We start from the raw sequence: 14,285 nt of genomic DNA, 5'->3' as shown, positions 1-14,285 counted from the left end.
AATTCCAACGCCAGGACGGGACAGCCGACGGCAAAGAACCGGCAGGTTCTTACCGACTTCTGTCCCCTCCTCCGGCGCGGAGACGGATCCGGGCGTCAGCTGTGGCTGCCGCCCACAGTTCCGTTGCGACGGCGCCGGGAGAGCACGAGTGCCGCTCCGCCGAGGACGACGGCCGCGAGTCCGGCACCGGCCAGCGGGAGGGTGTCGTCGCCGCCGCCGGTGTGCGCCAGCGAGCCGCCCGGAGCGGTCGGCGCGGCGGAAGCCGTCGCAGCCGCGGTCGCCGAGGCGGACGGGTGCGCGACCGGGGACGCCGAGGCCGACGGGCTCCCGGCCGCGGGGGTGGCCGTCACCTGGAAGGTCGCGACGTTGTTCAACGGCGTGTTGTCGTCCGGCTGCCCCACCGCCACGACGGTGCCCGGCACCGCGTGCAGCGTCCGGGTCGGCTTCAGGGTGAAGGCGAAGTCCGCCTCCGCGCCGGGCCGCAGGACCCTGGTGACCAGGCAGACGTAGAGCGCGCCGGGGACGCCGTCGCCGGCGGCCTGGGCGCGCAGCCGGGTGAGCCCGGCCACGGGCGGCGGACCGTCCAGGGGCTCGGCCTGGCAGCCCTTGGGCGCGGAGACCACGCTGACGCCCTGCGGCAGCATCGCAACCAGGGCCGCCGTGGTCCCGGCGGGGCTGCCGGACATCTGACGGGTCGGCACCGTCCCGTCGTTCCGGACGCCGAACACCGTGGTCGCCATCCGGCCCACGGTGCCGGTCACGTCGTGCGCGACCGCGGCGACGTCGTCCGGGCTGACCAGGTGCAGTTGGGAGACGGCGACGTTGTTGTCGTAGTTGATGTCAGGGACCACATGCGGGACCGTCTGCCGGGCCGATGCCGGAACCGGCACGAGGGCGAGTGGTGCGCCGTGGCCGGGCGTGCCACCGGTGATCGAGGAGTCGATCGCACCGCCGGTCACGTCCCACCCGTACATCAGCATGCCGTCCACGGCCTGGGGTACGGCCGAGACCGGGGCCGGGGTGGCGAGCTGGTAGGTCTCGCCCGGCTTGACGACCGTGTCGAAGTGGCAGACCACCGCGGTGGGGTCGCCCGTACCCGCGTCGGCACCGTAGCGGCAGTTGCCGAAGCCGCCGCCCACCGACCAGGCATCACCTTCGAGCGGGTCGAACAGCAGGGTGATACCGGAGGCGTCCTGGTCACCGACATTGGTGACCTGCGGATTCACCGTCAGGGTCCGGCCCGGGGCGAGGGTCAGGGTGGTCGGCATCGGCAGCACGGCAAGGTCGGGGCCGTCGCCGACGACGACCGTGGTCGTGGTCGGCGGGCCGCTCGGGTCCTCGGTGGCGTTGGCGGCGGTGACGGTGAACCGCACCGAGCCCTTGGCGGCGACCTTCGCGCCCGGCAGCGAGCGAAGGCCCACGTCGACCTGGCCGATCCCGTCGACTGAGCCGAGCGAGCATGCGGCGTGGAGCCTGGCGGCGTCGGTGAAGCGGCAGTTGCCCGGCAGCGAGAGGCCCGCCACACCGGCGAGCCGGCTCGCGTCGACGGCGACCTCGACCCCGGAGAGCGGAGCCTCCTCGGACATCACCGAGACGCCGACGCTGTGGTACTGCTGCGCCTGGACACCGGACGACTGCGGAAGCAACGTCACCTGCGGCGTGGAGACCACCGCGAGGAAGTGCGAACCGGCAGCGCCGGCCGGGACAGCGCTGAGGCCACCCACGGTGAGAACGGCAGCGGCCGCAACTCCGAGACGAGTTGCGGCACGCGTGCGTATGAAAGGCATCTGTGATTCCCACGTGAGCGAAGTGTGAAGGGTGCGCTGGATCCAACCACTTCACCGCTCTCGCAGGCCAGAGCTGTGGCCCGACCGTTATCCGCCGGTCAGGGCGCAGCCGGACCGAGCCCGGTGACGTCCGGTCACCCGGTGCCGGTGGCGAGTTCCTCGTCCTGGCCGGTGTTCTTGCGGACGCCGCGCGGGAAGAGGTCGCCCGGGGTCGGAATCGGGCGGACCGGGCGGTCGGAGGCGGGGCGGGCCGGGGTCCGGCGCTGCGGGTCGGACTCGGACGCGGGGGTGGACGCCGGGGTCGGGCGCTCGGTGTTGCTGCTCATGGCGATCGTTCCTCCACGACGGATGGACAGGGGGTACGACTCCGCGCGGGTCTTCTCGCGCAGCCTGGCCGGGCGGTTCGCTCGCGCGAAGTCCGCCACCTTCCCCCCGCTCAGCACGCTCGCGATCCGCGGCGGGCGCGGAATCTCCGGCACCGCCTGTGCCGCTCCCCCGATCGGCGCCAACGGGCCCGGCGACGGCTGCTCCGGCACCTGCTGCTGACCACGTGGCGCGCTCAACGCGACCACCTGCGCGGCGGGTTCCCGTTCCGGCAGCGCGGGGCGCGGCAGCTGCCGTCCCGACGGCCCTGACGGACCGTCGAGTCGCTTCCGCGCACTGACTTCTGCCAGCTCCGCGCAGCGGCGGCGCAGGGCAGTACGGCGGCTGCGCTCGGCGGTCGCGCAGGGCATCGCGCCGAGGGCACGCAGGGCGGAGAGGTCGTCGGAGTCCGGCAGGTAGCCGTCGGCGACGGCCTCCTCCAGGCGCTCCAGATAGCCGGTGGCACTGCCGGGCAGTGCGGCGCGGTAGCGGACCAGCTCCGCCAGCGCGAACGCCCGCATCCTCCCGCCCTCGTGCACCGCTTCGTCGATCGCCTCGGAGAGGCACAGAACGTCCTGGACGTCCTCCACCCAGGCGGCGTGCGCGGCACGCGGGACCAGACCGAACACGTCGGGTCTGCTCTCGGCGCTGACCGCGCTGACCGCCGCGACCGCGTTGACTGCGCTGATCGTGCTCGTCGTGCTCGTCGCGCTCATCGCGACCGGTGGATTGAGGACGTGGGCGAGGGCCCGACGGAGGACCCGCAGCTCGTCTGCGCTGAAGGCCATGCCGCCGCGAGACCCGTGAGGCGTAGGCATGGGACGACTGTACGTAACGAAAAGGGAAAATCGGATGAACCACGCCAGTTTCGGCGGGTCGTCCGATTTCTCCCCTTCCGTTTTCGAGTCCGAATTGCCTTATGAGGCGGCGTTGTTGCGCTCGAAGACCAGCCGCAGCCCGACCAGCGTCAGCCAGGGCTCGTGCACGTCGATGCTGGTTGCCTCGCCGAGCACCAGCGGCGCCAGGCCGCCGGTCGCGATGACCTGGACGTCGTCCGGGTCCTCGGCGAGCTCCGCCGCCATCCGGTTGACGATCCCGTCGACCTGTCCGGCGAAGCCGAAGAGCACGCCGGACTGCATCGCCTCGACGGTGTTCTTGCCGATCACCCCACGCGGCCGGGTCACCTCGATCTTGCGCAGCATCGCGCCGCGCACGCCCAGCGCCTCCACCGAGATCTCGATGCCCGGCGCGATCGCCCCGCCGACGAAGTCGCCGCGCTCGTTGATCGCGTCGAAGCTGGTCGCGGTTCCGAAGTCGACGACGATGCACGGGCCGCCATAGAGGTGCTTGGCCGCCAGCGTGTTGACGATCCGGTCGGTGCCGACCTCCTTGGGGTTGTCGGTCAGCACGTGCACGCCGGTCTTGACGCCCGGCTCGACCAGGACGGCCGGGACGTCGCCGTAGTAACGCCGGGTCACCTCGCGCAGCTCGTGCAGGACCGACGGCACGGTACAGCAGATCGCCAGCCCGTCCACGGACTCGGTCTTCAGCACCGGGTGCGCGCCCATCAGCCCCTGCATCAGCACCGCCAGCTCGTCGGCGGTGCGGCGCGGGTCGGTGGAGACCCGCCAGTGCTCGACGATCTCCTCGCCGTCGAAGAGACCGAGCACGGTGTGGGTGTTGCCGACGTCGATGGTGAGCAGCATGGGCGCGCCGTTCCTGGTCGTGGGTGGGCAGGGACTGGACGGAGAGTCAGGACTGTCCGCGCAGGTCCAGGCCGATGTCGAGAACGGGGGACGAGTGCGTCAGCGCGCCGACGGCCAGGTAGTCGACCCCGGTCTCGCCGACCTCACGCGCGTTCGCCAGGGTGAGCCCGCCGGAGGACTCCAGCTTCGCCCGGCCCGCGACCAGCGCGACGGCCTCGCGCAGCTGCGGAACGGTGAAGTTGTCCAGCAGGATCAGGTCCGCGCCCGCCTCCAGCACCGGCGGGATCTGCTCCAGCGTGTCCACCTCGACCTCGACCGGCAGCTCCGGGTACGCCTTGCGCACGGCCTGGAACGCCTCGGCGACGCCACCTGCGGCGACCACGTGGTTGTCCTTGACCAGCGCCGCGTCCGACAGCGCCATCCGGTGGTTGACGCCGCCGCCACAGCGGACCGCGTACTTCTCCAGCGCGCGCAGGCCCGGGGTGGTCTTGCGGGTGTCACGGACGACGGCCTTGGTGCCCGCAAGGGCGTCGGCCCAGGCGCGGGTCGCGGTGGCGATCCCGGACATGTGGCAGAGCAGGTTGAGCGCGGAGCGCTCCGCCGTGAGGAGGTCACGGGTCCGGGTGGTCACCGAGAGCAGCACCGTGCCGGCCTCGACGCGGGCACCGTCCTCGACATGCCGCTCGACGGTGAACTCCTCCTCGGCGACCAGCGAGAGCACGGCCTCGGCGACGCGCAGCCCCGAGACGACACCGGCCTGACGCGTGGTGAAGTCCGCGGTGGCGACCGCGTCCTCGGGAACGGTGGCCACCGACGTCACGTCCTCGCCCCCGGCGAGGTCCTCGGCGAGCGCGAGCGTCGCGATGTCCTCGACCTCGACGGGGTCCAGCCCGGCGGCTTCCAGCAGGGCCGCGAGCTCGGGGTCGAGGCCGGTCTCGTACTCGCCGCAGGCGCAGTCGTCGCCGCAGGCGTCCTGGAGGACGGGGAGCTCATCGTGGGTGTGCACTGAGGTTCCTTTTACTCGGAGGGTTCGTTGCAATTCGCAAGGGGCGCGGGGAACTGCGCGACAAGCCACCCACGCAGGTACAACACCGAACAAGCAGGGCCATCCGCACAGGGTGGTGTCTCGCGCAGTTCCCCGCGCCCCTGGCGAATTGCAACTTCCCCGCTTGCAAAAGTGCCGCACTCACGATTTCAGTCGCTGACGCGAAGCGTGCCGTCGACCAACGTCGTGACCAGGTGCCTGCGCCACCGCTCGTCGTCGCGGTCCGGTGCGTCCTCGCGCCAGTGGCAGCCGCGCGTCTCCTCGCGGAGCAGCGCCGCCGCGGTGAGCGCCGACGCGACCAGGTGGAGGTTGGTGGCCTCCCAGGTCTCGACCTGGACCGGCTCCCGCTTCTCCGTCTCCGGTTCCGACTCCGCCAGCGCCGCCAGCCGCTCCGTCGCCTCAGCCATGCTGCCCGCACTCCGCAGGACGCCGACCCCGCGCGTCATGACGCGCTGGATCTCCGCCCGCGACTCGGCGGCCAGCAGCGGGACGACCTCGACCGGGCGGGTCGTGTCCTCGTGACGCGGCGTCAGCCTGCCGAGCCGGTCGCGCTCGATGATGTCCGCCGCGATGCGCTCCGCGAAGACCAGACCCTCGAGCAGCGAGTTGGACGCCAGCCGGTTCGCGCCGTGCACGCCCGTGCAGGCCGCCTCGCCGCAGGCGTAGAGGCCGGAGACCGAGGTGTGGCCGCGCAGGTCGGTGCGGACCCCGCCGGAGGCGTAGTGCGCGGCCGGGGCGACCGGGATCAGCCCGGTCACCGGGTCGATGCCGTGGGCACGGCAGGAGGCGAGGATGGTCGGGAACCGCTCCTCCCACATCTGCGCGCCGAAGTGGCGGCCGTCGAGGAACATGTGCTCCGCGCCGGTCTCGGCCATCCGCCGCGTGATGCCCTTGGCCACGATGTCGCGCGGCGCGAGCTCGGCCAGCTCGTGCTGACCGACCATGAACCGGACGCCGTCCGCGTCCACCAGGTGGGCGCCCTCGCCGCGGACCGCCTCGGAGATCAGCGGCTGCTGGCCCTCCGCATCCGGGCCGAGCCAGAGCACGGTCGGGTGGAACTGCACGAACTCCAGGTCGGCGACCTCCGCACCGGCCCGCAGGGCCAGGGCGACGCCGTCGCCGGTGGAGACGGCGGGGTTGGTGGTGGCGGAGTAGACCTGGCCCAGGCCGCCGGTGGCCAGCACCACGGCCCGCGCGTGGACCGCGCCGACACCGTCGCGCTGGCCCTCGCCCATCACGTGCAGGGTCAGCCCGGCCGTGCGGCCCTCGGCGTCGGTGAGCAGGTCCAGCACCAGGGCGTGCTCGATCAGCTCGATGCCCTCGTCGTCGCGGACGGCCTCGACCAGCGCGCGCGATATCTCCAAGCCCGTCGCGTCGCCGCCCGCGTGGGCGATCCGGCGGCGGTGGTGGCCGCCCTCGCGGGTCAGCAGGATCTCGCCCTGGGCGTCCGTGTCGAAGGCGGCGCCGGTCTCGATCAGGCGGCGGACCGCGCCGGGGCCCTCGGTGACCAGCATCCGCACGGCGTCCTCGTCGCACAGGCCCACGCCCGCGACGAGGGTGTCCGCCAGGTGCTGCTCGGGGGTGTCGCCCTCGCCGAGCGCGGCGGCGATGCCGCCCTGCGCCCAGCGGGTCGAGCCCTCGTCCAGCACCGCCTTGGTGACGACGAGCACCCGCAGACCGCCCGCGCGCACGCGCAGCGCGGTGGTCAGCCCGGCCACGCCGGAGCCGACGACGACCACGTCCGCGGTCGTGGTCCAGCCGGGGGCCGGTGCGGCCAGTCTTCGGACCGACGCCGATGACGATGCCGATGTCATGAGTGACTCCGTACTGCTACGAGGGGGTTCGGCACAATCGCGTCGCCCCGCGTCAGACCACTGCCCTCCGGGGCAGCGGCGGCGTCCGCGCCGGTGTGGGTGATCCGGTTGTCGCGGTCGACGAAGACGATACGCGGCTCGTAGGAGCGGGCCTCGGCGTCCTCCATCTGACCGTAGGCGATCAGGATCACCAGGTCACCAGGGTGGACCAGACGGGCCGCCGCACCGTTGATGCCGATCACGCCGGTGCCGCGCTCCCCGGCGATGGTGTAGGTCTCCAGACGCGAACCGTTGTCGATGTCGACGATGTGGACCAGCTCGCCGGGCAGGATGTCAGCGGCGTCGAGGAGGTCCTCGTCCACGGTGACCGAGCCGACGTAGTGCAGGTCGGCCTGGGTGACGGTGGCCCGGTGGATCTTGGACTTGAGCATCGTGCGGATCATGGTGTGGTCACGTCTCCTGTAGGGGTACATGCCGGGCCCGGACCGAGCGGTCAGAGCGGTCAGAACCGAAGTCGTACGTTGTCGATCAGCCGGGTCGCCCCCACCTTGGCGGCGACGGCCAGGACCGCCTCGCCGGTGAAGTCGTCCCGGTCGATCTCGGTGAAGTCGGCCGGGTCGATCAGGCCGAGGTAGTCGAGGGCGATGGTGCTCCCCGCCTCTTGAGAAGGCACAGCCTTGGAGGGCACAGCCTCAAACACGCTCGACGCGGCCTTGCGTACCGCTGACGGCTCGCCGCCCGCCTCCCGCACGTCGCGGGCGGCGAACAGGGCGCGGGAGAGCGTCAGCGCGCGCTCCCGCTCCACGGCGGAGAGGAACCGGTTGCGGCTGGACAGCGCCAGCCCGTCCGGCTCGCGGACGGTCGGCACGCCCACGATCTCCACCGGGAAGTTCAGGTCGGCGACCATGCGCCGGATCAGGGCCAGCTGCTGGCCGTCCTTCTCGCCGTAGAAGGCCAGGTCGGGGCCGGTGAGGTGGAGCAGCTTGGCCACCACCGTCAGCATCCCGTCGAAGTGCCCGGGCCGGGACGCGCCCTCGTAGCCGGTGCCCATCGGCCCGGCGCTCAGCCGCACCTGCGGCTCGCCGCCGGGGTAGACCTCGTCCACGCCGGGCGCGAAGACGACGTCCGCGCCGGAGTCCGCGGCCAGCACCAGATCCGCCTCCAGCGTGCGCGGGTAACGGTCCAGGTCCTCCCCCGCACCGAACTGCAGCGGGTTGACGAAGACGGTGACGACGACCGTCCCCTCCTCGCCGACGCGGGACCGCGCGGTACGGATCAGCGTCGCGTGCCCCTCGTGCAGCGCGCCCATGGTCATCACCACCGCGCGCGGACGACCGATGGGGGTACCCCCGGCCGAAGGCTGGGGGACGGCGGCCACCGCCTCCAGCTCGGCCTTGGTGTGCACCAGAACGGTCATCAGAACTCCCGTGTCTCGTCCGCGAGGGCGTCCAGCAGAGCCTCGGCGGCCTCGGGCTTGAGCATCCCGTTCGCGAGCGCGCGGTCGGCGGTGGCCCGGGCCATGGCCCGGTAGGCGTCCAGCAGTTGGGGCGTGGTCCGGCGCAGCTGCGCGACGTGGGCGCGCACCGTCCCGGCGTCGCCCCGGGCGACGGGGCCGGTCAGCGCGGCGTCGCCGGCGCGCAGGGTGTTGTCGAGCGCGGCACCGAGCAGCGGCCCGAGCATCCGGCCGGGCTCGGCGACCCCGGCGAGCGAGAGCAGCTCCATCGCCTGGGAGACCAGGGTGACCAGGTGGTTCGACCCGTGCGCGAGCGCCGTGTGGTAGAGCGGACGCGCCTCCTCGGGCACCCACTCGGGCTCGCCGCCCATCTCCACGACCAGCGCCTCGGCGACCGGCCGCAGTTCTTCCGGCGCGGTGACGCCGAACGGGCAGCCCGCGAGACGGGCGACGTCGACGCTGGTGCCGGTGAAGGTCATCGCCGGGTGCAGGGCCAGCGGCAGGGCGCCGGCGCGGGTGGCGGGCTCCAGCACGGCGATGCCCTGGGCACCGGAGGTGTGCACGATCAGCTGGCCAGGGCGTACGGCGCCGGTCGCGGCGAGGCCCGCGACGAGATCGGCCAGCACGTCGTCGGGCACGGTCAGCAGCACGAGATCGGCGGCGGCCATCACCTGCGGCGGCGTCACCAGCCGTACGCCGGGCAGCAGGGCGGCTGCGCGCCGCTGCGACGCGAGGGAGACGCCGGAGGCGGCCACGACCTTGTGCCCGGCGTACTGCAGGGCCGCGCCGAGCGCGGGCCCGACGCGTCCCGTCCCGACGACGCCGACGGCGAGGCGCCCCGGCCTGTTGTCCGGCGCGTCCGGATCCGGCGACCCGAAGGCGGGCAGCCCGAAGTCGTCTGTGCTCATTGCTCACGCCTCACAGCGGTGCAGTTCCGTTCCAGTCCTCAGCGGGTACCAGACGTTCCGGCCCAGTGTACGACCGCAGGGTCGGCTGTCGCTGTGGCCTACGCCATGCACCGCCTGGGCGCGCGCTACGCCTTCGGAGGCTCGTTGTAGGCGTCAGCCCTGGGCTGCGCGCCGAGCGCGTGGATCGCGTCCATGATCTCGTCGGTGATCTCCCGTCGAACCGGGCCCACCGGCGTCTCCCCGATCCGTTCGGAGAAGTCCAGCGGCTCGCCGAACCGGATCGTCACCCGCCGGATCCTCGGCAGGAGCTTGCCCACCGGCTGGATCCGCTCCGTGCCGGTCAACGCGACCGGGACCACCGGCGCGCCCGAGGCGAGCGCCAGCCACGCCACACCCGTGCGGCCCCGGTACAGCCGACCGTCCCGCGAGCGCGTGCCCTCCGGATAGATCCCGAAGGCCCCGCCGCCCTGCAACACCTCAAGCCCCGCGTCGAGCGACGCCTGCGCCGAGCGGTGCGTGCCGCGTTCGACCGGGATCGAGTCCATCGCGGTGAAGAAGATCTTGTTGAGCCGTCCCTTGAACCCCGCGCCGGTGAAGTACTCCGCCTTCGCCAGGAACGACACCGGACGCGGCGCCAACAACGGGATCACCGCGCTGTCGATCGCCGCCAGGTGGTTGCTCGCAATGATCACCGGGCCGCGCTTCGGCACGTTCTCCCGGCCCACCACGACGGGCCGGTAGACGATCCGCGCCAATGGGGACAGCACCAGCTTGGCGAGGGCTTGCGACACAGTTCCTCCGGAGTCGACGGACGGACGCTGGGGATCGTACGTCATCGACAGCGGCGGGAGGCGAGACCGTCTGAGACGCTGGCTGCATGGGACACACAGACGAGAGCACCACCGCCACCAGTATCGACCCGGCCGACCGCCGCTTCGCTGCGGTGCGCGGCAGCGAGCGCCAGCTGTCCGGGATCCGGCCGCAGAGCCTCGCCGAACGCCTCGCCGACCTCTCGGGCGAGGCCGGACAAGCCGCGTTCGACCTGGACGGGCGCCCCGACGTCTACGGCGACGGCATCGTCACCGCGCTGGAGGACCGGGTCGCCGAGCTGCTCGGCACCGAGGCCGCGGCCTTCTTCCCGACCGGCACGATGGCCCAGCAGGTCGCCCTGCGCTGCTGGGCGGAACGGACCGGCAACCCCTTGGCGGCGATGCACCCGCTCGCCCACCCCGAGGTGCACGAACGCCAGGCGTACTCCCAGTTGACGGGCCTGCGCTCGGTCTGGCCCACCACCGCGCCGCGGCTCCCCTCCGCAGCCGAAATTGCCGACTGCGACGAGCCGTTCGGCACCCTGATGCTGGAACTGCCGCTGCGCGACGCGGGTTTCGTGCTCCCCACCTGGGACGAACTGGCGGCGACGGTCGCGGCGGCGCGCGAGCGGGACGCAGTGGTCCACTTCGACGGCGCGCGGCTGTGGGAGACCGAGCCGCACTTCGGCCGCAGCCTGCCGGAGATCGCGGGCCTGGCCGACTCGGTCTACGTCTCGTTCTACAAGACCCTCGGCGGCATCAGCGGCGCCGCGCTGGCCGGACCCACCGAGTACGTCGCCCAGGCGAGGGCCTGGCGGCACCGCTACGGCGGCCAGCTCTTCCAGCAGTGGCCCGCCGTGCTCTCCGCGTTGGTCGGGCTGGACCGTGAACTCCCGCGCCTGGACGCGTACGTGGACCACGCGAAGACGGTCGCCACAGCGCTGTCGGCTGCGCCGGGCGGACGGGTGCATCCTGCGGTGCCGCAGACGCACCAGTTCCAGTTCTGGCTCCCGTACCCGGCGGACCGGCTGAACGAGGCGACGCTCCGCCAGGCGGAGGAGTCCCGGCGGGTCCTGTTCGGCGGCTGGCGGGACTCGGCGGTGCCGGGGCTGTCGCTGACGGAGATCACGGTGGCGGGCCCGGCACTGGAGTGGACCGAGGAGGACGTCGCGGACGCGCTCAAGGAGTTCGTGACACTCCTCGGATGAGTTGCCATCGCCCCTAGGGGTGATGACAACGTCCCACCGTGCGAAGACTTATCCGCCCGCTTGGACGAGCCCGGTCTCGTACGCCAGGACCACCGCCTGAACCCGGTCGCGGAGATCCAGCTTGGTCAGGATCCTTCCGACGTGCGTCTTGACCGTCGCCTCCGACAGGCCCAGGCCTTCCGCGATCTCGCCGTTGGAGAGCCCCTGGGCGACCAGCAGGAGGACCTCGCGCTCACGTTCCGTCAGGCGTTCCAGCTCCGGGGTGAGCTTGGGGGCTGATGCCGACGGCAGCACTGCCGTGAAGCGGTCGATCATCCGTCGGGTGGTGGTCGGGGCGACCACCGCCTCGCCGCTGCTGACGGCGCGGATCGCGGCGACCAGCTCCGTCGGCGGGACGTCCTTCAGCAGGAACCCGCTGGCACCGGCCTTCAGCGCCGAGAACGCGTACTCGTCCAGGTCGAAGGTGGTCAGGATGAGCACCCGCGGCGAGGACGCCAGCGGGACCGAGCCGTCGCAGATGCGGCGGGTCGCCTCCACGCCGTCGAGGCGGGGCATGCGGACGTCCATCAGGACCACGTCGACGGGGGTCTGCGCAAGCACCTCCAGGGCCTGCGCGCCGTCGCCCGCCTCCGCGACGATCTCGATGTCGGGCTGCGACTGCAGCACCATGCGGAAGCCGGTGCGCAGCAGCTCCTGGTCGTCGACCAGCATGATCCGGACGGTCACCCAGAACCCTCTTCTCTATCCTCGCGTCGGACTCAGGTCAGATCTTCGCCGGGCCGAGCGGCAGCACGGCCTCGATACGGAAGCCGCCGCCACTGCGCGGGCCGGCGTCCAGGCTGCCGCCGACCATGCCGACCCGCTCGCGCATGCCGATCAGGCCGTGGCCGAAGCCGTCCTCGCCGCCCCCTCGGGCCAGCTCCGCGCTCGCGCCGCGGCCGTCGTCCTCGATGATCATGGCCAGGTCGCCGTCATGGAACCGCAGCTGCACCTTGGCGGAGGCCTCCGGGCCGCCGTGCTTGCGAGCGTTGGTGAGCGCCTCCTGGACGATCCGATAGGCCGTCAGCTCGACGCCGCGCGGCAGCGGCCGGGGCTCGCCCTCGATCCGGAACTCGACCGGCAGGCCCGCGCTGCGGACCTGCTCCAGCAGGTCAGGGAGCTGCTCGACGCCGGGCTGCGGCACGTACTCGCCGACGCTGTCCTCCGCCCGCAGCAGACCGAGCAGGCGGCGCATCTCCGCCAGCGCCTGGCGGCCGGTGCCGGCGATGGTGGCCAGCGCCTCCTTGGCCTGCTCGGGCGAGGAGTCCATGACGTAGGAGGCGCCGTCCGCCTGGACGATCATCACCGAGACGTTGTGGGCCACCACGTCGTGCAGCTCACGGGCGATCCGGGCGCGCTCGGCAGCGACGGCGATCTTGGCCTGGGCGTCGCGCTCACGCTCCAGCCGGGCGGCGCGGTCCTCCAGCTGCGCGTAGTAGGCGCGGCGGATGCTGGTGAAGCGCCCGAGGACCCAGCTGAGCACGAACGGCGTCGACGCGACCAGCGAGATCACGGTCAGCGTGACGATCCCGTGCTGAGGTCCACTGTTGAAGGCGAGGATCGCGAACGGGCCGGACAGGAACGCCAGCACCAGCGCGCACCGCGAAGTCCAGGGGCGGCCGAACGCGGCGGCGCCGTAGGTGAGGACCAGCAGCGCGATGTCGGAGGGGTAGACGTTGTTGCCGTACGCCATCTGCGCGAAGGCGAGCGCGACAGCCGTCCACATGGCGGCGTCCGGATAGATGCGGCGGACGCACATCAGGCAGCAGAGCGCGAAGGCCAGCAGGAGCTGACCGATGCTGCGCTGGCCGATCACTCCCATCAACGACAGCAGGAACACCAACGCGGCCCACGCGGTGTCGGACACCGTGGGGTGGCGGCGGAACCAGCTGTAGAGGAGTTGCACGATTACAGACTAGGCAGCGCGGAGCGCCCGAACCGTCCGCCGTCGGGCGGACTCGGGCATCCTCCGCAGGTCGGAGTTGGTTGGCTTCGGCACCCGCTGGGATGGTGGAGGGATGAGCGATGGTGGGGCCGTGAACGATGGTGGGGCCGGGAACAGCATGGTGCCGTGGCGGCAGGCGACGGAGGCGGCCCTCTACGGGCCGGACGGGTTCTTCGTCCGACCCGACACCGAGCAGCCTGGGGGCCCGGCCGCGCACTTCCGCACGTCGGTGCACGCCAGTCCGCTCTTCGCCCGGGCGGTGCTGCGGCTGGTCGAGTGGGTGGACGAGGGCCTGGGCCGCCCGGACCGCCTGGTCGTCTGCGACGTCGGCGCCGGTCGCGGCGAGCTGCTCGCCGCGCTGGCGCAGCTCACCGACGGGACCGAGCTCGGCGCGCGGCTGGAACTGCGCGCGGTCGAGCGCGCCGCCCGCCCGGACGGGCTGCCGGACGCGATCGCGTGGGGTGCGGAGATCGAACCGCTCCCCCACGGCCTGCTCTTCGCCAACGAGTGGCTGGACAACGTGCCGGTGGACGTCGCCGAGCTCGCCGACGACGGCGAGGACGACGAGGACGGCGAGGACGGCGAGGACGGCGAGGACGGCGGGGACGGGGTGCCCCGCTACCTGCTCGTCGACCCGGCGACCGGCGAGGAGCAGCCGGGCCCGGGGCTCACGCCCGAGGACGCGGCCTGGCTGGCCGCGCAGTACCCGGACCTCCCGCCCGGCGGCCGGGCGGAGCTGGGTCTGCCCCGGGACCGGGCGTGGTCCGAGGCGGTCGCGGCGCTCGGCCGGGGCCTCGCGGTGACCGCCGACTACGCGCACACCCGCGACGCCCGTCCTCCGTTCGGCACCCTCACCGGCTACCGGAACGGTCGGCAGGTCGCCCCTCTCCCGGACGGCAGCTGCGATCTGACCGCGCACGTCGCCCTCGACTCCTGCCTGGACGCCGCCGCCCGCACGAACCCGCGCGTCACCCACAGCCTGTGGACGACGCAGCGCGCGGCGCTGCGGGCGCTCGGCGTCTCCGGGGCCCGTCCCCCGCTGGCGCTGGCCTCCAGCGACCCGACCGGATACCTGCGCGCGCTCTCCGCCGCCGGGGAGGCGGCCGAGCTGATCGCGGTCGGCGGGCTGGGCTCCTTCCTCTGGGGCGCACAGGCTGTGGACATGGAGATCCCGGTGGGATGGCAGACTCTGTGTCCATGAACCCTGT

General features: G+C 72.7%; 13 protein-coding genes. 2 read left to right on the top strand and 11 right to left on the bottom strand.

The features are described 5' to 3' along the window. Positions 1-95: 95 nt before the first annotated feature. The 9 genes from ABH928_RS17745 to ABH928_RS17705 all read right to left on the bottom strand — a co-directional run bounded on the left by ABH928_RS17745 (position 96) and on the right by ABH928_RS17705 (position 9,867). Positions 96-1,724, bottom strand: a complete 1,629-nt coding sequence (locus ABH928_RS17745) for an LPXTG cell wall anchor domain-containing protein (protein WP_370067396.1) — start codon at positions 1,722-1,724, stop codon at positions 96-98. A 197-nt stretch (positions 1,725-1,921) separates the two neighbouring features. After that, positions 1,922-2,968, bottom strand: coding sequence for a hypothetical protein (locus ABH928_RS17740; protein ID WP_370067595.1), 1,047 nt, complete (start codon positions 2,966-2,968; stop codon positions 1,922-1,924). A 99-nt stretch (positions 2,969-3,067) separates the two neighbouring features. Next, entirely contained in the window at positions 3,068-3,856 is a 789-nt protein-coding gene (locus ABH928_RS17735; RefSeq protein ID WP_370067394.1) for a type III pantothenate kinase, read from the bottom strand. Positions 3,857-3,902: 46 nt separating this feature from the next. Beyond that, positions 3,903-4,862 (bottom strand): carboxylating nicotinate-nucleotide diphosphorylase, encoded by a 960-nt coding sequence (gene nadC / locus ABH928_RS17730; protein WP_370067392.1) that lies wholly within the window; start codon positions 4,860-4,862, stop codon positions 3,903-3,905. 188 nt (positions 4,863-5,050) lie between these two features. Continuing rightward, positions 5,051-6,715 (bottom strand): L-aspartate oxidase, encoded by a 1,665-nt coding sequence (locus tag ABH928_RS17725; RefSeq protein WP_370067390.1) that lies wholly within the window; start codon positions 6,713-6,715, stop codon positions 5,051-5,053. Beyond that, positions 6,712-7,158, bottom strand: a complete 447-nt coding sequence (panD, locus tag ABH928_RS17720) for an aspartate 1-decarboxylase (protein ID WP_370067387.1) — start codon at positions 7,156-7,158, stop codon at positions 6,712-6,714. The genes ABH928_RS17725 and panD overlap by 4 nt, the downstream gene beginning before the upstream one ends. A 59-nt stretch (positions 7,159-7,217) precedes the next feature. Beyond that, the gene (gene panC / locus ABH928_RS17715; protein WP_370067580.1) at positions 7,218-8,135 is read right to left on the bottom strand and encodes a pantoate--beta-alanine ligase; all 918 of its coding nucleotides are present in this window, start codon (positions 8,133-8,135) and stop codon (positions 7,218-7,220) included. Continuing rightward, entirely contained in the window at positions 8,132-9,076 is a 945-nt protein-coding gene (locus ABH928_RS17710) for a Rossmann-like and DUF2520 domain-containing protein (RefSeq protein ID WP_370067385.1), read from the bottom strand. The genes panC and ABH928_RS17710 overlap by 4 nt, the downstream gene beginning before the upstream one ends. 125 nt (positions 9,077-9,201) lie before the next feature. Beyond that, the gene (locus ABH928_RS17705) at positions 9,202-9,867 is read right to left on the bottom strand and encodes a lysophospholipid acyltransferase family protein (RefSeq protein ID WP_370067383.1); all 666 of its coding nucleotides are present in this window, start codon (positions 9,865-9,867) and stop codon (positions 9,202-9,204) included. Between the two features lie 86 nt (positions 9,868-9,953). Here ABH928_RS17705 and ABH928_RS17700 point away from each other — a divergent pair, with 86 nt between their 5' ends. Further along, positions 9,954-11,093: a low specificity L-threonine aldolase gene (locus tag ABH928_RS17700; protein WP_370067381.1), complete on the top strand. Its 1,140-nt coding sequence runs from the start codon at positions 9,954-9,956 to the stop codon at positions 11,091-11,093. A gap of 48 nt (positions 11,094-11,141) precedes the next feature. On the opposite strand, the gene ABH928_RS17695 is transcribed toward ABH928_RS17700, so the two are convergent. Together ABH928_RS17695 and ABH928_RS17690 are read right to left on the bottom strand one after the other, a co-directional pair. After that, entirely contained in the window at positions 11,142-11,819 is a 678-nt protein-coding gene (locus tag ABH928_RS17695) for a response regulator (RefSeq protein WP_370067379.1), read from the bottom strand. Between the two features lie 37 nt (positions 11,820-11,856). Beyond that, positions 11,857-13,038, bottom strand: coding sequence for a sensor histidine kinase (locus tag ABH928_RS17690; protein ID WP_370067377.1), 1,182 nt, complete (start codon positions 13,036-13,038; stop codon positions 11,857-11,859). 112 nt (positions 13,039-13,150) lie between these two features. Between ABH928_RS17690 and ABH928_RS17685 the strand changes: the two genes are divergently transcribed. Beyond that, a complete protein-coding gene (locus ABH928_RS17685; RefSeq protein WP_370067375.1) occupies positions 13,151-14,278 on the top strand; it encodes an SAM-dependent methyltransferase in 1,128 nt (375 codons plus the stop codon). Positions 14,279-14,285 lie beyond the last annotated feature (7 nt).

The organism is Streptacidiphilus sp. MAP5-3 (assembly GCF_041262505.1).
GTDB lineage: Bacteria > Actinomycetota > Actinomycetes > Streptomycetales > Streptomycetaceae > Streptacidiphilus.
The sequence above is the reverse complement of the archived record's forward strand: the minus strand, read 5'-3'. Positions and strand labels throughout refer to the sequence as shown.